This window comes from Amycolatopsis sp. (genome assembly GCF_025464955.1).
Classification (GTDB): domain Bacteria; phylum Actinomycetota; class Actinomycetes; order Mycobacteriales; family Pseudonocardiaceae; genus Amycolatopsis.
In genome coordinates, this window is record NZ_JAODNM010000023.1 from 147,719 (window position 1) to 165,820 (window position 18,102).

Genomic DNA, 18,102 nt, shown 5'->3' on the forward strand with positions numbered 1-18,102 from the left:
CGAGCCATGCAGCGACGACTCGTGATCGTCGGAGCGTGCTTGGCCGGGCTCCGAGCCGCGGAGGCCGCTCGGCGCACCGGTTTCGACGGGGTCATCACCGTTGTGGGCGCCGAGCGGCACCTGCCTTACGACCGTCCGCCGCTGTCGAAGGCCTACCTCGACAGCGGTGGGGAACCGGCGTTGCCGGCGTACCGCGATGAGGAGCTGCTACGCGGCGAACTCGATCTCGACCTGCGGCTGGGCACCGTCGCAACCGGACTCGACCTGGACCGGCGGCGGGTCGGACTCAGCGACGGCGAGGTCGAGTACTCGGCACTGGTGATCGCCACCGGCGCCACCGCGCGGACGCTGCCGGCCAACCCGAAGCTGCGCGGTCTGCACACCCTGCGGACGGTCGACGACGCGCTCGCCGTCCGGTGCGCGCTGGACGCGGGCGCGCGGACCGTCGTTGTCGGCGCCGGTTTCATCGGCTCCGAGGTCGCGTCGGCCGCCCGCAAGCGCGGACTGCCGGTCACGGTGGTGGAGATGGCCGAAACGCCGTTGACCCGCGCGGTGGGTGACCAGGTCGGCGACGTGCTCGCGGACCTTCACCGCCGGCATGGCACAGACCTCCGGCTGGGCATCGGCGTGCGCGCTGTCACCGGAGACGGCAAGGTCGAGCGGGTCGTCCTGACCGACGGCACCGAGCTCGACGCCGACCTCGTCGTGGTCGGCGCGGGAGCGGCCCCCGCGACGTCGTGGCTGGAGACGTCCGGGCTGGTCCTGCACGAGCGCGATCGCGGCCTGGTCTGCGACGAGACCCTCAACGCCGGCGCCCCCGGCGTCTACGGCGCTGGCGACGTCGCGCACTGGCCGAACCCGCTGTTCGGCACGCAGATGCGGCTCGAACACTGGACCAGCGCGGCGGAACAAGGCGCCACCGCGGCTCGTAACGCCCTCGATCCGGACAACGCCAAGCCCTACTCGACCGTGCCGTACTTCTGGTCCGACTGGTACGGCAAGCGGATCCAGTTCGTCGGCGTGCCCGGCGCGGACGAGACCCAGATCGTGTCCGGACAGGTCGAGGACGAGAAGTTCCTCGCGCTATACCGGCGCGGCGACCGCCTGGTCGGCGCGTTGTCGGTCGAGCAACCGACGTTGATCATGAAGTACCGCAGGCTGATCTCGAAGCAGGCCGCCTGGGAGGACGCGCTCGAGTTCGCGGGCGCGAAACCGGCACCGGCGTGAACGCCCCGACGGTCCGGCTCGATCGCGTCACCTCCGTTCGCGGCGGCGACGAGGTGCTGCACCGGCTGGACCTCACGCTGATGCCCGCTCGCACCACAGTCCTCATCGGACAGTCCGGGGCGGGCATGACCACCCTGGTCCGCCATCTGGCCGGGCTCACCCCGCCGACCAAAGGCCGGGTCCTGATCGACGGCGACGACCTCTTCGACCTGCGGCCCGACCAGCTGGCCCGGCTCCGCGCCGACATGCTGGTGGACGTCGACGGCTCGCTCTTCTCCAGCGACACCGTGTGGGAGAACGCCCGGTGCGCGCTTCTCGGCGGCGGCGAACAGCGCGCCGCGGCGACCTTGGCGACGTTGGGGCTGGGCAGCCGGACGACCGCCCTGCCCGAGCGGTTGAGCGCTCATGAACGTCGCCGCCTTGGCCTGGCCCGCGCGTTGGTGTCCGATGCGGGCTTCGTCCTCATCGACGATGCTCATCACCACACGCGACCCGGCGATCGCCCGTGCTGTGGGGGACCAGCTGGCCGTGCGCGCCCACGGCAGAATCGCCGTGACGGGACCGATGGAGGAGCTCCTCGCCGACACCGGCAGCCTCGACGACCTCCTCCGGGTCTACCGCGATGCCGAGTATCTCGGACCGGTCTCCCGCGAGCGTGAACAGCGCTATTTCTCCTTCGACCTGAAGATCGTGATCGCCGTGATCGGGTTTCTCGCGCTCGTCTACGTCCTGATCACCACCCACGCCCTGTCGCACTGAAAACCCGCACCACCGAGAGGAACACCATGACCGAGAACCGCCCCCTGGCCGGGCGAACGATCCTGATGTCCGGCGGCAGCCGGGGGATCGGCCTCGCGATCGCCCTGCGTGCTGCCCAGGACGGCGCGAACGTCGCGTTCATCGCGAAGACCGACGAGCCCGATCCCCGCCTCCCCGGCACGATCCACACCGCGGCCGCCGGGATCGAAGCCGCCGGCGGCAAGGCGCTGCCGATTGTTGGAGACGTCCGCGACGAAACCGCGGTCGCCGAAGCGGTCCGCCGCACGGTGGGCCAGTTCGGCGGCATCGACATCGTGGTCAATAACGCCTCCGCCATCGCGCTGACCGGGTTCGGCAAGCTGTCGGCCAAGCGCTACGACCTCATGCTCGACGTCAACGCGCGCGGCACGTTCGTGCTGGTCTCCACCGCCCTGCCGCACCTCCTCGAGTCCTCGAACGCCCAGGTGCTCACGCTCTCCCCGCCGCTTAACCTCGACCCGAGGTGGCTGAAGGACCATGCGCCCTACACGGTGAGCAAGTACGCGATGACCATGCTCACCCTCGGCGTCGCCGAGCAGTACCGGAGCGAAGGCCTCGTCGCGAACTGCCTGTGGCCGCGCACTTTGATCGCGACTGCGGCCGTGCAGAACCTTGTCGGCGGGGACGACGGAATGCGCGTCGCCCGCCGGCCGGAGATCATGGCCGACGCCGCGCATCTCGTCCTCGGCCGGGCACCGGGTGGACCGTCCGGCGAGTGCCTGATCGACGACGAAGTGCTGCGTGTCGCGGGTGTCACCGACCTGTCGGCCTACCGCTACGGCGACGCCACCGAAGACCAGTTGCAGACGGACCTCTTTCTGTGAAACGGAGTTCACCGATGATCACCGAATGCCAGTGCCTGTGCGCCCCGCTGGGGCACTCGTTCTCGATCTGCGAGCAGACGGCTCGACCGGGCGTGTTCGTCAAGCTGGGCTCCACGCCCGGCGCCGGGTCTGTCCCGGCCTGCCCCAGCTGCTTCGAGGCCATGCGGGAACGCCTGTTCGCCGCTGCGCTCACCCGCTCCGGGAGCCGGTAAAAGTTTGGCTTCAAGGTTTCCCAATCAGCTACTCCGACGGGTCCCATCATGCTGCCGTCGGTCGCGTGAGGCGGTGTTGTTCTCGGATTTGGCGTGTCAGTGTGCGTGCTCGGTGCGAGCCGATGCCGAGATGGCGCCGGAGCGTGTCGGCGGAGATGGGACGTTGGTGTGTAAGCCGATGCTCGGCGTCGAGCCGGAAGGCTTCGCGTTCCAGCGAGTGGAGACATGCTTGCCGCTCGTCGTTAGAGGTGCTGTCACGGATAGTAGAGAGCGATCGGGGCTGGTACTCGGTTGTGGAGTCGTCGTGTTGGCGTTTCAGAGCGTGGTTGAGGAGTTCGACGGCGAGCAATAGTGCCAGTGGTGGGTTGGCGGCTACGGCGATGGCGAGGGGGTTGAGGTGGGGTGCTGAGGCGACGTTGGCGCAGAGTGACAGCGCGATGCCGAGGCTGAAGGAGAGCCAGGCTTTCCATTGGCCGGTGGTGTGTTGGCGTGTTTTCCAGAGCTCGATGGTCGCGATGATCAGCAGGCCGTCGACGATCAGCGGCCAGAGAGCTGCTGTCGCGGGATCGGCGCTGAATCGGAGGGCGAAGGCGCGGCCGTGTCGGTATGAGATGTCCGCTGCGCCAAGTGCGACGAGCAGGGTGCAGGCGCTCTGGAAGCGGAGTGACGGGTCGAGCCTGGTCATCGAGGGTCACCAGCTTCGGTGCGTGGGCGTCCCTGGGGGGTCGCGCATGATCACTCCGCGTTCGAGCAAACGTTTGCGTACCGTGTCCGCGGTGACGTCCATCTGCTCACCGATCCGCGCGAGCGACCAGCCCTGGTCGTAGAGCCGCACGGCGTCCTCGACCTGGTCGTCGGCGAGACCCTGTCGTCTCATGGCTACGTGGTGGCGGTGGAGGATGGCGCTGACGGTGCGACGTTCAATCCCGAACGTCTCGGCTAGCTGGTACACGGTCGAGCCGCACCGGTAGCCGGCGATGAGTTGCTGGATTTGCTCATCGTCGAGCTGTCGGGAACGCCGTGGTCGATCTGGCCGGATGGCGATTTCTGGGCCTTCGGCGAGTACGTGGGTGTTCGGGTTGTGCCACGTTAGGCCCACAACGTTTCACAACCCGAACACCGGGTGTTTTGGACAGCGGGCATCGAGTTGGTTCCGTTTCGTTATCTTCGGCGATACGGAACTGGCACGGTGTCCGCTGTTTGCTATGTCAGGAGCGTTAGCCTGCGCCGACGTGGGCCAGGCCCTTCATGAGCGTGGCTGTCGTTGTCACCGCTGACTTGATCGACGGGTACCAAACCGTCGCTGCCGAGTACGGCTACCGCGCGACGTACTTCATCCAGATGGTTGGTGAACTTGGCGGTGCCGAGACCGTCATGAAACTGGTCGCCGAAGACCTCCGAGGGATGCGCGACTCTCGGATAGAAGCAGCAGCTCGGCCGCAGTATTGAGGCGTGAATGCTTCGCCCGGACTTCGCCGAGCTCTTCGATGAGGCTGCCCATGCGCTCGAGGTGCTACCGGTAGAAGGTGGCGTTATCCATCTTCGTGGGCCGGACGCCTGCTTCTTTTTCGGCTCGGCCGCGCTCGACCTCACCATGGCCATCATCGAATGGGTGACGCGCTGGTCCAGGGGCGAGGTGGTCGGCGGCTTGGCGTGTCCAGGGCGGGAGGCGTTGGATATGTGGCTGGAGCAGGTCGGCTGGCTCAACGACGACATCGTCGTCCCGTTGCAGCCCGAGGGGCCAGCCAGTTGATCGAACCGTACATTCCGGCCACCCAACCAGGGAGTACGTCAAGCCCGGAGTGTGCTTTCGTGAAACGCGGTTCGGAACATTTCGGTCGTTGTGTCCGAATTGGCATCCGAACTTATTTACGTCCGCTCGGCTGGAAATCTCGACTCCGACGCGATCGAATTGCTGCGGCGCGAAACCGGCTCCATTATGGTCTGTTCGAGGCGGGTACCGCGCACAGCGAGTGCGGGATCTCAGGGGAGGGAAACAGTTGACTACGACGACAGAAGCGATCGAGGCCTCCGTCGGAGGCGGCGTGGTGTTTGTGCCCGCCGACGCCGCGCGTCCGCGAGATACGCAGGTATAGCTCCAGTTGCGCCGGATGGAAGACGGCCGGATGGCGGCCCTGGCCTACTCGACGCTGGAGCTTCTCGTCGCCGGTTGCGGGCCAGATCAGGCGTGGATCGCCGCTCCTGTCGAAGAGCTGGAAAATCTCAAGCCGCTGGCCGGGTTCGATGTGAAGGTCCCCGTGGTCGGTGGCCTTCTCGCTACCGGTCAAACCGTGTATGACGTCATGAACGACGACAACAAGAGCGCTGGTGCGATCGCCCAGCATGTCGGCGCGGACATGGGTGGCTTCGTCGCGGGGACCGCGGCAACCGAAGGGGCTATGGCGCTGGCGGCGACGATCGGTGTCGCCGGGGGACCGGTCACCCTGGCCGCCGTGGGCATCGGTATCGGCGTTGCGTGCGGCGTCGGGGAAGTGGTCAACCACTGGCCCGAGATCTCCCATTGGGCTGGAGACACCGCCAGCGACGTCGGTCATGGTGTGGAGAACGCGACGAAAGCCGTCGGCAACTTCTTCTCGAGTGTCTTCTGACATGACCGTGCCATCGAACTCGGCAGCAGACGGGCTGCCGCCACGACCTGATCCAGAGACCGGCCTCCCTCGGCCACCCCGTGCCCCGCGCAACTTCGCAGCCAGTGATCCGACGCCGACCGACCGTTCACCGCGGAGGGCTCCGCCTCCACCTGAGGGGCGAGGCATCCTGCTGGAGTGGCGGCAGGAAACCCCGAAAAGCGCCTTTTGGGCGGGTGGGGTGCTGGCGGTGTTGATGGCCGGCCTGCCGACGGTCAACAGCGGAAGTTTCGGTTGGATGATCCACTGGTGGTGGTATTGGTTCCTGGTGCTGTTCGCGTTCTGGATCGGTTACGGCATCTTCAGCAACATGTGGATCGCCGCTGGAGCGACGTGGCTGCAGAACGGGAAGCGCTGGGTGGACCTGTACCGGCTGACCGAGGTGAACATCAAGGCGGCCGGGACCAACCACATGCTGCGGCTCAAAGACGGCGTGGGGCGCGAGGTCAGCGTGAAACTCGATGCTGTTCAGCGCAACCAGGACCTGTGGGATCTGGTCTACAACGGGATCTTGCACGCGGTCGTCACCGGCGAGGCAAACCCACCGAATGGCGCACGCACGATCCTCAAACTGCCCAGCAGGTGACGGTTGACCCGATCGGCTGATGTTGCCCTCGTCGCCGCGCTAACACCGAATTGGGCGGTTCAGTAAAGTTACCCTCGGCGCTCCCTCCCCAATGCGCGCGCCGGTACCGGCGCGAACCTGGTCAACAAAGGTATCAACGTCATCAATAAGGGTGCCAATTTGGTCGGCCACGACGGAAAGGTGTTCGAGAACCTGGCTGTCAACTCGTGGAAGACCGGCGGTAAGAGCTTGGCGACTCTTGGCCTGACGGACAAGGTGGCGCACACGGCGCAGAGCGGTGCCGCGGTGATAGCGGGAACTTCAGTGGCGACTGTCAAGCAGGCTGCGGTGACCGTCGGCAAGGGGGAAGCCCAGCCCTATATCGAGCAGGGCAAGAACACCGTGATGAACGGTGTCCACAGCGCGTTGGGTGGGTGGGCCCGATGACCAACCCGCCTGACGATCAGCAACCTGACGAGCAACAAGGTCCGAGTCCCGTCGCGCGGCGCGGTTTCAACCTCGGGTTGCCCGAGGGGTTCATCGAGCTGCCGACAGACGGCGACGACCTGGAATCACCCGAGCTGACCGAGCGACTGAACGCCCAGGTAGCTGCGCAGTTCGGCCTTCCGCCGGACGGGGACAACGCGGCAGCCGCCGCTGCCGCGTTCGCCGACCTGGGTGTCCTGGCTGGAGGTGGCGGCGTGGACTACTCCGCGATCGCCTTCTACCAGTCCCCAGATGATCCGGCTCGCCTATCATGATCTTGGTGACTGGCATCGCGATGCCGTCGGACCACTACGGCAAAGACGCCGCCATCGCGGGGCTACTGGAAACCCATCAGGCAGACGGACGCAGTGAGCCGGTCGCAATCCAACTTCCGATCGGGCCGGCCGTCGCGGTGGCGGTCGAAGAGAGGAGCTTCCTGGCTTTCGACGATGAGAAGATCCCGATTCTGACCAGGCAGTTCTCAGCGTGGGTGCCGGACCCGGACGGCACGACCATCGGGGTGGTGTCGGTGATGACGAATTGCTGGCAGGACTGGGACCATGTGTGCGTGTTGGCTACCGAGATCTTCGACTCATTCGAATGGCACGAGCTGAGCAGCACCTGACATGGCAGAGTTGGAGAAGGACGCGGCGCGGGAGCGAGTCCGGTACGAGTTAGCGCGGAACTGGCGCGAATCGGTGTCGGTCATCCACTTTCGTCGACGCAGGTTCAGTTACTCGGTTCCGGGGCGGAAGCAGAACGGCCAACCCGCGACCACAAGCACAGCGGTCCGCGTGCTGCGGACTATCGCCATCGTGGTGTTCGTCGTGGTATTTGCGGTTGTCTTCCTGATCCTGGTTCTGGTTGAGGCCGCGCTCAACGTCCTGAGCCTGGAGCTACCCCTGTCTGGGCCACTGTCCAAACACGGGAAGCTATCGGTGAAGGGCGAACAAGGCTCGCCTGCTGTCCAGCTCGCCGACGCAGCGCGCGATGGCAGTCCCACCCTGTGGATCGCCTGGTCGCATTCCCGGTTGGCAGTCGTCGGCAGCGACACGGAGCAGCCAATCCGAATCTTGTGGGCGACACCGGTTGGCCAGCGACCGAAACTCAAGGCGTTGGAGACATCACTGACCTGGCCTGACGGCTCCGCCGTCACCTTCGAGATCGACAAGCGGGAACGAGCTCACATCCAGGCCCGCAACGGGCGTCCCTGACGACACCAGGACACAAGTCTGGGGAACCAGGGCTGGACCAACTGCGACGGAGACGGTAGCTGCCGATGGTAGATCGCCTGTTTCACGGCCACGTGACTTGGGATCGGCGCGTCGACGACCGCATCGGGGTCTTCCACCCCGCACACATCATGGTGCTTCGGACCCACTTCGACGGGCTCCTGAAGATCGCCTCCCGAAGACTTCAGCAGCACACTTCCGGGGAGAAACTCGACCTGCCGGATCGAGGCCATCTGTCGACGACGCAGCGAAGCACAGACGCTGACCGAGTTCGAGCTCGTCTTGGGCATCGCCAATCGCGCGAAACAGGCCTTGCGGATCTCGCATAACGATCCCGGCCTCGAGTAACCGCCGCGCTGCCGTGTATCGAGCTTCGCAGCGATCCGGGCAAGCGACCAGCCGGCCCGGTCGAGGTCGGCGGCTGCGAACCAGCCAACCACGTCCCCAGCGAAGCCGTCGCTCGAGGTCATCGCGGGAAGGCCAGTTGGGCTCAAATCAGAGGCCGGCTGTCGCGGAAGAAGCTGCCGTGGGCCCGTCGGGCGCTGTCGGAGGCGGGGCGCGCATCGTCCCCGCGTTCGGGGTGGGTGGCGGTTTCGCCTGAGTCGACGAAGTCCAATGTGTTCCTGAATCTGAATCCCGCGGACGGGCCGATTACGCCGTTTCTCGGCGCGGGCGGTGGTTTGCACGGTCCCTTGGTGAAGGAGTCCGTGTCCGAAACGGCCGGCCCGATGCCGTGGACCAGGTACCCGCCCGGTTCCCGGCGGTGACAGCCGACCTGATGCAGGTCACCGCTGAGACTCGTGGAGAATCGCGATGACCACGTCGCGGAGCCCTGGGCACACGGCGATCGTGGCTGCGGAATCGGCGGTGTGCTCGGTGTCGTCGAGGTCGACCACGACCCCGCCCGCCTCGCGCACGAGCAGCACGCCGGCCATCGTGTCCCACGGCAGGTTCGACAAGTTGATCGTGGCGTCGAGCTTGCCCTCCGCGACCCACGCCAGGTCGATGGCGGCGGTGCCGATCATCCGGATTCGCTGCGCCCGCGCCCCGAGCCTGCTCAACAACGCTATGCGCACGCGGTTCTTGGCCTCGGCGTCGGCGCCCACCGCGAAGTCGCCGATCGAGACCACGGCCTGGGCGATGTCGTCCACCGCCGAAGCCCGGATCCGCTCCTCCCCGACGAACGCCCCGCCGCCTTCGACGGCCGAGTACTCCACGCCGAGGAACGGCAGGTCGATCGCGGCCAACACGGGACGACGGCCGGCGACCAATCCCAGCGACACCGCGCACAACGGGATGCCGCGCGCGAAGTTCGTGGTGCCGTCCACCGGGTCCAACGCCCACCACAGCGAGTCGGTCGGCCCGGTGTGGCCGTGCTCCTCGCCCAGGATCCCGATGTGCGGGGTCTCCCGCGCGAGGAACTCGCGCACGGCGTCCTCGACCGCGAAGTCGATGTCGGTCACCAGGTCCCGCGCGCTCTTCTCGGTGATGGAACGCGGCGCGCGGGATCGGATGATCCGGTTGCCGATCGCCGTGGCCGCCCGCGCGATGGGGAGCAGATCCGCGTGCGTCACCGGTCCGCCGCGTGCGGCAGTTCGGGGGTGAACACGTCGACCTGCGGCAGGTCGTGCCCCAGCCGGTCGCGCTTCGCCGTCAGGTACCCGATGTTGTGGTCGTTCGCGGGCACGAGCAGCGGCACGCGCGCCGTCACGGGGATGCCGTGCGACTCCAGCGCGTTGATCTTGTCCGGGTTGTTCGACATCAACCGCACCGACAGCACCCGCAGGTGCTTGAGCACCCTCGCCGCGGGCGTGTAGTCCCTGATGTCGACCGGCAGGCCCAGGGCAGTCGCGGAGTCGAGGGTGTCGAGCCCCTGCTCGTCCTGCAGGACGTGCGTGCGCACCTTCTCGACGAGCCCGATCCCACGGCCCTCGTGGCCGCGCAGGTACACGAGGACGCCGCTGCCTTCGCGCACGATCATGTTCAGCGCGGCGTCCAGCTGCTCGCCGCACTCGCAACGCATCGCGCCGAAGATGTCGCCGGTCATGCACTCGGAGTGAACGCGGACGAGCACGTTCGCCCGCATCCGCGTCTTCCCGAAGACCATGGCCAGGTGCTCGTGCCCGTCCGCCCGGAACGCCACGGCGCGGAATGTGCCGCGGCGCGTCACCAGGTCGGACTCGGCGACGTCTTCGTCGTTGAACGCTTGGTCGTACATCCGGTCCCCTCGTCACCCGACCCGGCCGACGTCATTACGCTCGGCCGGGAGTTGCACCGTAGCCCGCTCGACCCGTGGAGGTCACCCTGTTCAGCATCACCGTCCGCGACCACGTGATGGTCGCCCACAGCTTCCGCGGCGAGGTGTTCGGTCCGGCGCAACGCCTACACGGAGCAACGTTCGTGGTGGACGCCCGGTTCAAACGCGTTGATCTCGACTCGGACAACATCGTCGTCGACATCGGACTCGCCACGGCCGAGCTCGGCAAAGTTCTCGCCGAGTTCAACTACCGCAACCTGGACGACGTACCCGCTTTCGCGGGGATCAACACCTCGACGGAGTTCCTCGCCAAGTTCATCGCCGACCAGCTGGCGGACCTCGTGCACGCCGGCACGCTCGGCGAAGGTGCGCGCGGACTGTCCGGGATCGAGGTCTCGCTGCAGGAGTCGCACGTCGCGTGGGCGAGCTACGAACGGGCTCTGTGATCCACTTCGTCCTGCCCGGCGACATCGATGACGTGACCACCCCCAGTGGTGGCAACGTCTACGACCGCCGCATGTGCCAGTGTCTGCCGGACCTGGACGAGGTCGCCGTCCCGGGCGCGTGGCCGCGACCGTCCGCCGACACCCGTGCTGAGCTGCGTCGATCGCTCGCCGCGTGTCCCGATGGCGAGGTCGTGCTGCTCGACGGGCTCGTGGCGTGCGGCGCGCCTGACGTGATCGTGCCGCACGCGGACCGGCTGAGGCTGGCCGTGCTCGTGCACCTGCCGCTGGCCGGTGAGACCGGTCTCGCGCCAGCCGAGGCGGCCGAACTCGACGCCGCCGAGCGGGCGGTCCTGCGGGCCGTCAGCGCGGTCGTGGCGACCAGCCCGCGAGCCGCCGACCACCTGATCCAGCGCCACGGCCTGGCCGGCGACCGGGTGCACACCGTCGTGCCGGGCACCGATCCCGCGCCGCTCGCACCCGGCACCGACGGCAGGTCACGGCTGCTCTGCGTCGCGTCGGTCACGCCCCGGAAGGGCCATGACCTGATGGTCGAGGCCCTCGCGACGGTTGCTGACCTGCCGTGGCACCTGGACTGCGTCGGCCCGCTGAGCCACGCCGCCCACGAGACGCGCGTCCGTCGGTTGATCGAACGGCACGGCCTCCGCGACCGGGTCCGGCTCGTCGGCCCGCTCTCCGGCGAGCCGCTCGACCGCGCGTACGCCGCCGCGGACCTGTTCGTGCTGCCGTCGCGCGCCGAGACGTACGGCATGGTCGTCACCGAGGCTCTGTCCCGTGGCATCCCGGTGGTGGCGAGCGCCGTCCCGGACGCGCTCGGCGACGGCGGACTGCTGCTGCCCCCGGCCGACATCGGCGCGCTGTCGGGCACGTTGCGCCGCTGGCTCACCGATTCCGACCTGCGCCGTGACCTGCGCGAATCGGCACGCGGACGCAGAAGCCGGCTGTCGACTTGGGAGGATGCCGCACAGGACTTGGCGAGGGTGCTGGCTAATCTGCGCGGATGACCACACCTGGGTTCGCACCGGAATGGCTGGCATTGCGCGAGAGGGCCGACGCCGAGGCTCGAGCGGCCGGTCTCGTCGAGGAGTTGCGGCCGACGTTGAACCGCACCCCCCTGGTCGTACGTGACCTAGGTTGTGGCACGGGATCAATGGGACGTTGGCTCACCGGACGGCTGGACGGTCCGCAGCACTGGGTGCTGCACGACCGCGACCCCCGTCTCCTCAGCCTGGCCGGTGCGGCCATGACCGGCCCGAGCACGACCGTCGAGACGCGCGAGGGAGACCTCACCGCGCTCACGGCGCACGACCTCGAAGGAACCTCGCTCGTCACCGCGTCGGCTCTGCTCGACCTGCTGACGGCCGATGAGGTGAACAGGTTGGCAGCCGCGTGCGTCGAGGCTGGTGTGCCCGCTCTGTTCACGCTCTCCGTCGCCGGGAAGGTCGAACTCGACCCGACCGAGGCGCTCGACGCCGAGTTCGAAGCGGCCTTCAACGCCCACCAGCGCCGGGTCGTCGACGGCCGTCGGCTGCTCGGGCCCGACGCCGTCGAGGCCGCGGTCGCGGCGTTCGAGGGCTTGGGCGCGACCGTGACCACCGCGTCGAGCCCGTGGCGACTGGCCGCCGACCAGGCCGCGCTGACTGCCGAGTGGCTGCGCGGCTGGGTCGACGCGGCCTGCGAACAGGAACCCGCTCTGGTCACCGAGGCACCTGCCTACCTACGACGACGCCTCGGTGGCGTCAACGCCGTAGTCGCACACACCGACCTACTAGCGATGTCGAGGGCCGACTGATGAGCAAACTCTGGCCGTGGCTGCGGCTGTTCCTGGCGGTCGGCATCCTCGTGGCGCTGGGCTGGCGCCTGGGCACCGACGCGTTCGTGGCCGGGCTGCGCGCGATCTCCGTGTGGTCCGTGCTCGCCGCGCTCGGCATCGGGCTGCTGACCACCGTGTTCAGCGCCTGGCGGTGGTGCGTCGTCGCCCGCGGCCTCGGCCTGCCCCTGACATTGCGGACCGCCGTGGCCGACTACTACCGCAGCCTGCTGGTCAACTCCGTCCTGCCGGCCGGGGTGCTCGGTGACGTGCACCGCGCGGTCGACCACGGCAGGCAGTCCGGCGACCTCGGCCGTGGCGTCCGGGCCGTGGTGTTCGAGCGGCTCGCGGGCCAGGTCGTCCTGCTCGCCATCGGGGTCGCGGTGCTGGTCACGCAGCCCGCGCTGGTTTCCGGGCTGGCACTGGATTTGACACCGTCGCCCATGGTCGTCGTCATGATCGTGGCCGTGCTCGCGGGTGCGGCCGTCGGCGGTGTGGTCCTCGCCGGGCGTTCGGCGAAGATCCGGCAGGGCCTGCGCAGGACGTGGGTCGATGCCCGGTCCGGCCTGCTCAACCGGCACACGTTGCCGAAGGTGCTGTTCTCGTCGGCGGCCACCGTCGTCGGGCACGTTGCCCTGTTCGTCGTGGCCGCCCGCGTCGCGGGTTCGACCGCGACGATCGCCCAGTTGCTGCCGCTGATCGTGCTCGCGCTGCTGGTCATGGCTGTGCCGGTCAACGTCGGCGGCTGGGGCCCGCGCGAGGCGTTCCTGGCTGTCGCGTTCGGCGCCGCGGGTCTGGGCGCCACGCAGGGGCTCACCACCGCGGTCGTCTACGGGGTGCTCGCCATGATCGCCGGACTGCCCGGCGTGCTGGTCCTCTTCCGGCGTCGCGCGCTACGCGTCGAACAGTTCCAGGTACTCCCCGAACGCCTCGACCAGCCCCGCCAGCACGGCCCGGCCCTTGTCGGCTGACGCCAGCGACGCCTGCCCGATCACCCCCGATTCCGTGTACCGCGCCATGCCGAGCGTGAGCAGGTGCGGCCGGTCGTCGGCCAGGTGGTCGCTCGTTTCGTAACCGGGTCTGACCAGGTCCGGGTGGGCGTGCAGGAGGATAGACGTCTCCAGCTCACCGCCGTGCATGTCGCGGTCGGCCGAGGTCTCGATCCCGGCGGCCGCCCGTGCGAAGTCCCAGGCCTGCAGGCTGGGAAACAGCGCCATCCGGCCCATCGACTCCTGCACGACGTTGCCCAGCACGTAGTTCCCGCCGTGACCGTTGACGAGGACCAGGTTCGGGACACCGGAGCGCGCCAGTGACTCCGCGATGTCCGTCACGACCGCGTGCAACGTCTGCGCGGAGATGCTCACCGTGCCCGGCCAGGCCGCGTGCTCGTGCGAGCACGAGATCGTGATGGGCGGCAGCAGCTGGACCGGGTGCGCGGCGGCGATCCCCTGGGCGATCGTGCAGGCGATCAGCGTGTCGGTCACCAGCGGCAGATAGGTGCCGTGCTGCTCCAGACTGCCGACCGGCAGTACCGCCACCTTCGCGGCGCGGTCCCGCACATCGACGGTCGTGGTCAGCGGGAACAGGTTCTCAGCCATGGTCCGCACGGTAGTCAACGCGGTGGCACAGGGCCGGAATCTCGCCTCTGGCCAGCTTCGGCAGCACGTCGGGCAGGTCGTCGAACTCGCTCGCGCCGGTGACGAGCGCGTCGAACCTCGGGTCGGCGAGCAGGTCGAGCGCGACCGCCATCCGCTCGGCGTAGCCGCGGTTCGGCCGGGCGACCGTGCCGACTTGGCTGCCGCGGATGGTGAGCCTGCGGGAGTGGAAGAACTCGCCGAGCGGCACGCTGACCCGCCGGTCGCCGTACCAGCTCAGTTCGACCACGGTGCCCTCCGGGGCCAGCAGCTCCAACGACCGCGTCAGCCCCTCTTCCGTGGCGCTGGCGTGCACCACCAGGTCGCGGTTCTCCAGCGCCTCCGCCGGTGACGCGAAGTCGACGCCGAGCGCCTCGGCCACGGCCGCGCGCGCCGGATCGGAGTCGACCAACTGCACCCGGACGCCGGGGAACCTCGCCAGCACCGCGGCGACGCTGCACCCGATCATCCCGCCGCCGACGACCGCGATCCGGTCACCGATCAACGGCTTCGCGTCCCACAGGGCGTTTACGGCTGTCTCGACTGTCCCGGCCAGGATCGCTCGTCCAGGGGAAACGCCGTCGGGCACCGGTGTCACCGACCCGACGGGCACGACGTACTCGGTCTGATGTGGATAGAGGCAGAACACGGTGCGCCCCAGCAGGTTCGCCGGGCCCTGTTCAACCACGCCGACGTTGAGGTACCCGTACTTCACCGGCCACGGGAAATCACCCTCCTGAAAGGGGGCGCGCATCACGTCGTGCTGGTTCTCCGGCACCCCGCCGCGCAGGACAAGGGCCTCCGTGCCCCGGCTGATGCCGGAGCAGAGTGTGCGGACCCGGACCTCGCCGGGGCCTGGATCGGTCAGCGTGACGGGCCGGATCTCAGTTTTTCCGGCGGAAGTGAACCAAAGGGCTCTTGCCGTACGTGTCATCCAAGAACCTCCGAGAAAGCGGGACCCACTGCACGAGGGGCACGATGATCACACTTCAGCACAACACGGCGGCGGCCGTTGAGGAGCGGGCGGCCTGGGCGGGCGCCCAAGCGCTCCTGCTCGGCCTACTCGGCGTCACGGTAGGACTCGGTCCGCTGGGCTGGCTCGTGGGGTCGGCGTACACACTCGCCACGTGGACGCTGCTCAGCTCCGCGCTGCTGCGGTCGCGGACATCGCTCGGGCCGGCAGACCGGGTCACGTTGGCCAGGGGAGTGCTGGTCGGCGGCGTGACCGCCCTCGTGGTGGACCGGGTGGGCCAAGGCGTGCCGACGGCGGTCATCGTGTCGTTCGCCGCCGTGGCGCTCGCGCTCGACTTCGTCGACGGCCAGGTCGCCCGGCGCACCGGCACGTCGTCCGCCGTGGGCGCGCGGTTCGACATGGAGGTCGACGCCTTCCTCATCCTCGTGCTGAGCGTGTACGTCGCGTTCTCCTTCGGGCCATGGGTGCTGGCGATCGGCGCGATGCGTTACGTGTTCGTCGCGGCGTCCCGTGTGTTCCCATGGCTGATCGGCGACCTGCCCCCGAGCTACGCGCGCAAGACCGTGGCCGCGGTGCAGGGCATCGTCCTCGTGGTCGCGGCGTCCAAGCTCGTGCCGTACTCGGCAGTCCTTGTCGGACTCGCGCTAGCTTCGCTCGTGTGGTCTTTCGGCCGGGACATCGGCTGGTTGTGGCGGAACAGGGTCGTAACTCGGATGGAAGGAATCACCCATGTCTGAACAACGGGTCAGCAGCGTGCGGACCGTCGGCAACGTCGTGTTGTGGATCGCGCGGATCGCGTTGGCGGCGTACTTCGTCTACAGCGGCCAGCTGCTGTTCGGCGACGGCGTTATCGGCAAGTTCGAGGAGATCGGCGTCGGCCAGTGGCTGCGGTACTTCACCGGGGTGCTGGAGATCGCGGGCGCGATCGGGTTGCTGATCCCGCGGCTGTGCGGGCTTGCCGCGCTCGGCCTCGTCGGCGTGATGGCGGGCGCCGTTACCACCGAGCTGTTCCTGGTGGCCAAGGGTGGCCCCGAACTGCCCGCGGGGCTGCTGGTGGCCTGCCTGGTGGTGGCGTTCTTCCGGCGCGACACGATCATCGCGCTGGCGAAGAGCCTCAGGCCGTCAGTTTCGGCAAGTAGCTGAGCACCGCGACTCGCGGTCTGATGTCCGTTTCGCAACTCGACGGCGAGTCGCGGTGGCAACGACCCACACCTACGGTGCGGTCGGTCCCGGTCAGATCCGCGCGGCACCGCTCGAGACGGCGCTGACGGATCAGGGCCGCCACCGTCAGCGTCTGCTCCTCGAAGAGCTTGTGCAGGCGGCGCACGGACATGTGGTGCGCTGCGGCCACCTTCGCCGGAGTGAGAACCCGGTCAGCCAGCCTCGCCTCGATGAAGCCGACAATCCGGGCGCGCAGCGCCTCGTCGGGGACCGAACGAGGATCATCCAGCTGAGCCGACAGCGCCACCGCGATCAGCTCGATCACCGCGGCCGCCGACCTGTCCGCCTCGTCCGCGCGGAACCCGGCCAAAGACCGCGCCATGCCCCGCGCGAGCGAGGACACCAGTGCGCCGGGGCCGCGATCACCACGGATGCGCACCCCGGCCAGCCGACCGGCGGCGTCCGGTCCGAGCCGCAGCAAACGCTTCGGCACCAGCATGGTCACTGTCGTAGTCGCGGTGGTGACGAACCGGACCGGCCGCACCGGGTCGATCAGGACAAGATCGCCCGGCCTGAGCACGGCCGTGTTGCCGCCCTGCTCAGCGCTCACGCGCCCCGCGTCACCAGCTCGATCTGCCACAGCTCGCTGTCGGCGCGGCAGGCCACTCGCCGCGAACGTCTCGAGAAGGCATCGGCGCTGGTCATAGCACGCCGTTACCGGCCGACGACCGGTTCGGCGCAGGACCTGCGAGCATCATGGGGAAACCGGACGACGTCTCGGGCGCACAAAGGACAGGAGAAGTGATGCGCGCTTCACGCCAGATCCACGCGGTCGACTCGCACACCGAAGGCATGCCCACCCGCGTCGTCATCGGTGGGGTGGGCGTGTTGCCCGGTGACTCGATGGCCGCGCGGCGGCTGCATCTGCTCGAGCACATGAACGACCTCCGCACCTTCCTGATGTGCGAACCCCGTGGCCACGAAGCGATGTCCGGCGCGCTCCTGCAACCGCCGACACGCCAGGACGCCGATTTCGGCGTCCTCTACATGGACGTCGAAGGCAGCGTGCCGGTGTGCGGGCACGGCGCCATGGGGGTGGCGACGGTCCTCGTCGAAATGGGCATGGTCGAGGTGCGTGAACCGGTCACCACCGTCCGGCTCGACACCCCGGCCGGGCTGGTCGTCGCCGAGGTCGAGGTGCGCGACGGGCGCGTTGCCGAGGTTTCGGTCTCCGGAGTGCCATCTTTCCTGGCGGGTAAGGATCTCGAGATCGACGTGCCGGGGTTCGGAAGCGTGACCTACGACCTGGCGTACGGCGGAAACTACAGTGCCATCCTCGATCTTGAGCAGCTCGGTCTGCCGTTCACCCGTGCCGCCGGCGGCCGGATTCTCGAAGCCGGCCTGGCGATCATTGCCGCGATCACCGAACAGCGGCCACCCGTGCACCCGCTGGGCGAACCGGCAGCGTTCCGGCATGCGCACCTGATCGCCCCCGGTGCGACCGACCGGCACTCACGGCACGCGATGGTGATTAGTCCGGGCTGGTTCGACCGGTCTCCGTGCGGCACCGGCACGGCGGCGCGCATGGCTCAGCTGCACGCTCGCGACCGGCTACCCCTCGACACCGACTTCGTGAACGAGTCGTTCCTCGGCAGCAGGTTCATCGGCCGGCTGACGGAGGACACGACCGTCGGCGGGATCACCGCTGTCGTGCCCAGGATCTCCGGCCGTGCTTGGGTGACCGGCACGGCTCAGTACAGCCTCGATCCCGGCGATGTGTTCCCGGCCGGTTTCCTGCTCTGACAGGCGGG

The 18,102-nt window shown here is 68.3% G+C and carries 27 protein-coding genes and 1 pseudogene; 20 read left to right on the forward strand and 8 right to left on the reverse strand.

Annotation, left to right across the window (positions count from 1 at the left end; translation table 11 throughout):
- The first annotated feature begins 6 nt into the window (after nucleotides 1-6).
- The 5 genes and pseudogenes from JWQ81_RS03740 (at nucleotide 7) to JWQ81_RS03755 (ending at nucleotide 3,061) form a co-directional block, all read left to right on the forward strand.
- A complete protein-coding gene (locus JWQ81_RS03740) occupies nucleotides 7-1,227 on the forward strand; it encodes an NAD(P)/FAD-dependent oxidoreductase (protein ID WP_297537454.1) in 1,221 nt (406 codons plus the stop codon).
- 80 nt (nucleotides 1,228-1,307) lie between these two features.
- Nucleotides 1,308-1,643 (forward strand): annotated as a pseudogene (locus tag JWQ81_RS44780) (ATP-binding cassette domain-containing protein); the annotation flags it as partial.
- 55 nt (nucleotides 1,644-1,698) lie between these two features.
- Nucleotides 1,699-1,986 (forward strand): hypothetical protein, encoded by a 288-nt coding sequence (locus tag JWQ81_RS03745; protein ID WP_297537456.1) that lies wholly within the window; start codon nucleotides 1,699-1,701, stop codon nucleotides 1,984-1,986.
- A 26-nt stretch (nucleotides 1,987-2,012) separates the two neighbouring features.
- Nucleotides 2,013-2,849, forward strand: coding sequence for an NAD(P)-dependent oxidoreductase (locus JWQ81_RS03750; protein WP_297537458.1), 837 nt, complete (start codon nucleotides 2,013-2,015; stop codon nucleotides 2,847-2,849).
- Nucleotides 2,850-2,863: 14 nt separating this feature from the next.
- On the forward strand, nucleotides 2,864-3,061 hold the full coding sequence (locus JWQ81_RS03755; protein ID WP_297537460.1) for a DUF6372 family protein: 198 nt from the start codon (nucleotides 2,864-2,866) through the stop codon (nucleotides 3,059-3,061).
- A 46-nt stretch (nucleotides 3,062-3,107) separates the two neighbouring features.
- On the opposite strand, the gene JWQ81_RS03760 is transcribed toward JWQ81_RS03755, so the two are convergent.
- Nucleotides 3,108-3,746, reverse strand: a complete 639-nt coding sequence (locus JWQ81_RS03760; protein WP_297537462.1) for a DUF2637 domain-containing protein — start codon at nucleotides 3,744-3,746, stop codon at nucleotides 3,108-3,110.
- A gap of 6 nt (nucleotides 3,747-3,752) precedes the next feature.
- Nucleotides 3,753-3,938 carry a helix-turn-helix domain-containing protein gene (locus JWQ81_RS03765; protein WP_297537464.1) on the reverse strand — a complete coding sequence of 62 codons (186 nt, stop codon included), beginning with the start codon at nucleotides 3,936-3,938 and terminating at the stop codon, nucleotides 3,753-3,755.
- Between the two features lie 371 nt (nucleotides 3,939-4,309).
- Here JWQ81_RS03765 and JWQ81_RS03770 point away from each other — a divergent pair, with 371 nt between their 5' ends.
- From JWQ81_RS03770 to JWQ81_RS03805, 8 genes are all read left to right on the forward strand, one after another.
- Nucleotides 4,310-4,510, forward strand: a complete 201-nt coding sequence (locus JWQ81_RS03770) for a hypothetical protein (protein ID WP_297537466.1) — start codon at nucleotides 4,310-4,312, stop codon at nucleotides 4,508-4,510.
- A gap of 7 nt (nucleotides 4,511-4,517) precedes the next feature.
- Nucleotides 4,518-4,814: a hypothetical protein gene (locus JWQ81_RS03775; protein ID WP_297537468.1), complete on the forward strand. Its 297-nt coding sequence runs from the start codon at nucleotides 4,518-4,520 to the stop codon at nucleotides 4,812-4,814.
- A gap of 349 nt (nucleotides 4,815-5,163) precedes the next feature.
- Nucleotides 5,164-5,670 (forward strand): SAV_915 family protein, encoded by a 507-nt coding sequence (locus JWQ81_RS03780; protein WP_366942252.1) that lies wholly within the window; start codon nucleotides 5,164-5,166, stop codon nucleotides 5,668-5,670.
- A 220-nt stretch (nucleotides 5,671-5,890) separates the two neighbouring features.
- Entirely contained in the window at nucleotides 5,891-6,295 is a 405-nt protein-coding gene (locus JWQ81_RS03785; RefSeq protein ID WP_297537472.1) for a hypothetical protein, read from the forward strand.
- 159 nt (nucleotides 6,296-6,454) lie between these two features.
- Nucleotides 6,455-6,721: a hypothetical protein gene (locus tag JWQ81_RS03790; RefSeq protein ID WP_297537474.1), complete on the forward strand. Its 267-nt coding sequence runs from the start codon at nucleotides 6,455-6,457 to the stop codon at nucleotides 6,719-6,721.
- Nucleotides 6,718-7,035: a hypothetical protein gene (locus tag JWQ81_RS03795; protein ID WP_297537476.1), complete on the forward strand. Its 318-nt coding sequence runs from the start codon at nucleotides 6,718-6,720 to the stop codon at nucleotides 7,033-7,035. The genes JWQ81_RS03790 and JWQ81_RS03795 overlap by 4 nt, the downstream gene beginning before the upstream one ends.
- A gap of 5 nt (nucleotides 7,036-7,040) precedes the next feature.
- Nucleotides 7,041-7,385 carry a hypothetical protein gene (locus tag JWQ81_RS03800; protein ID WP_297537478.1) on the forward strand — a complete coding sequence of 115 codons (345 nt, stop codon included), beginning with the start codon at nucleotides 7,041-7,043 and terminating at the stop codon, nucleotides 7,383-7,385.
- Nucleotides 7,386-7,575: 190 nt separating this feature from the next.
- A complete protein-coding gene (locus JWQ81_RS03805; RefSeq protein ID WP_297537480.1) occupies nucleotides 7,576-7,974 on the forward strand; it encodes a hypothetical protein in 399 nt (132 codons plus the stop codon).
- Here the strand turns inward: JWQ81_RS03805 and JWQ81_RS03810 are convergent.
- The 3 genes from JWQ81_RS03810 to ribA form a co-directional block, all read right to left on the reverse strand.
- Nucleotides 7,944-8,462, reverse strand: a complete 519-nt coding sequence (locus tag JWQ81_RS03810; RefSeq protein ID WP_297537482.1) for a hypothetical protein — start codon at nucleotides 8,460-8,462, stop codon at nucleotides 7,944-7,946. The genes JWQ81_RS03805 and JWQ81_RS03810 overlap by 31 nt on opposite strands.
- 315 nt (nucleotides 8,463-8,777) lie before the next feature.
- Nucleotides 8,778-9,566 carry an inositol monophosphatase family protein gene (locus JWQ81_RS03815; RefSeq protein WP_297537484.1) on the reverse strand — a complete coding sequence of 263 codons (789 nt, stop codon included), beginning with the start codon at nucleotides 9,564-9,566 and terminating at the stop codon, nucleotides 8,778-8,780.
- Nucleotides 9,563-10,210, reverse strand: coding sequence for a GTP cyclohydrolase II (ribA, locus tag JWQ81_RS03820; RefSeq protein ID WP_297537486.1), 648 nt, complete (start codon nucleotides 10,208-10,210; stop codon nucleotides 9,563-9,565). The genes JWQ81_RS03815 and ribA overlap by 4 nt, the downstream gene beginning before the upstream one ends.
- Nucleotides 10,211-10,296: 86 nt before the next feature.
- Between ribA and JWQ81_RS03825 the strand changes: the two genes are divergently transcribed.
- The 4 genes from JWQ81_RS03825 to JWQ81_RS03840 are packed head-to-tail and all read left to right on the forward strand — an operon-like array spanning nucleotide 10,297 to nucleotide 13,494.
- Nucleotides 10,297-10,695 carry a 6-carboxytetrahydropterin synthase gene (locus tag JWQ81_RS03825; protein ID WP_297537629.1) on the forward strand — a complete coding sequence of 133 codons (399 nt, stop codon included), beginning with the start codon at nucleotides 10,297-10,299 and terminating at the stop codon, nucleotides 10,693-10,695.
- Nucleotides 10,668-11,717 (forward strand): glycosyltransferase family 4 protein, encoded by a 1,050-nt coding sequence (locus JWQ81_RS03830; protein ID WP_297537488.1) that lies wholly within the window; start codon nucleotides 10,668-10,670, stop codon nucleotides 11,715-11,717. Before JWQ81_RS03825 ends, JWQ81_RS03830 begins: the two co-directional genes overlap by 28 nt.
- On the forward strand, nucleotides 11,714-12,505 hold the full coding sequence (locus tag JWQ81_RS03835) for a class I SAM-dependent methyltransferase (protein WP_297537489.1): 792 nt from the start codon (nucleotides 11,714-11,716) through the stop codon (nucleotides 12,503-12,505). Before JWQ81_RS03830 ends, JWQ81_RS03835 begins: the two co-directional genes overlap by 4 nt.
- A complete protein-coding gene (locus JWQ81_RS03840; protein ID WP_297537491.1) occupies nucleotides 12,505-13,494 on the forward strand; it encodes a lysylphosphatidylglycerol synthase transmembrane domain-containing protein in 990 nt (329 codons plus the stop codon). Before JWQ81_RS03835 ends, JWQ81_RS03840 begins: the two co-directional genes overlap by 1 nt.
- Here the strand turns inward: JWQ81_RS03840 and JWQ81_RS03845 are convergent.
- On the reverse strand, nucleotides 13,417-14,121 hold the full coding sequence (locus JWQ81_RS03845; RefSeq protein WP_297537493.1) for a creatininase family protein: 705 nt from the start codon (nucleotides 14,119-14,121) through the stop codon (nucleotides 13,417-13,419). The two genes, JWQ81_RS03840 and JWQ81_RS03845, sit on opposite strands and share 78 nt — an antisense overlap.
- Entirely contained in the window at nucleotides 14,114-15,091 is a 978-nt protein-coding gene (locus tag JWQ81_RS03850; protein ID WP_297537495.1) for a zinc-binding alcohol dehydrogenase, read from the reverse strand. The genes JWQ81_RS03845 and JWQ81_RS03850 overlap by 8 nt, the downstream gene beginning before the upstream one ends.
- 44 nt (nucleotides 15,092-15,135) lie before the next feature.
- On the opposite strand from JWQ81_RS03850, the gene JWQ81_RS03855 reads away from it, so the two are divergent.
- Entirely contained in the window at nucleotides 15,136-15,867 is a 732-nt protein-coding gene (locus JWQ81_RS03855) for a CDP-alcohol phosphatidyltransferase family protein (RefSeq protein WP_297537497.1), read from the forward strand.
- A complete protein-coding gene (locus JWQ81_RS03860) occupies nucleotides 15,860-16,273 on the forward strand; it encodes a DoxX family protein (RefSeq protein WP_297537499.1) in 414 nt (137 codons plus the stop codon). The genes JWQ81_RS03855 and JWQ81_RS03860 overlap by 8 nt, the downstream gene beginning before the upstream one ends.
- Here the strand turns inward: JWQ81_RS03860 and JWQ81_RS03865 are convergent.
- Nucleotides 16,245-16,901, reverse strand: a complete 657-nt coding sequence (locus JWQ81_RS03865) for a hypothetical protein (protein ID WP_297537501.1) — start codon at nucleotides 16,899-16,901, stop codon at nucleotides 16,245-16,247. The two genes, JWQ81_RS03860 and JWQ81_RS03865, sit on opposite strands and share 29 nt — an antisense overlap.
- A gap of 194 nt (nucleotides 16,902-17,095) precedes the next feature.
- On the opposite strand from JWQ81_RS03865, the gene JWQ81_RS03870 reads away from it, so the two are divergent.
- Nucleotides 17,096-18,094: a proline racemase family protein gene (locus JWQ81_RS03870; RefSeq protein WP_297537503.1), complete on the forward strand. Its 999-nt coding sequence runs from the start codon at nucleotides 17,096-17,098 to the stop codon at nucleotides 18,092-18,094.
- The last annotated feature ends 8 nt before the right edge of the window (nucleotides 18,095-18,102 follow it).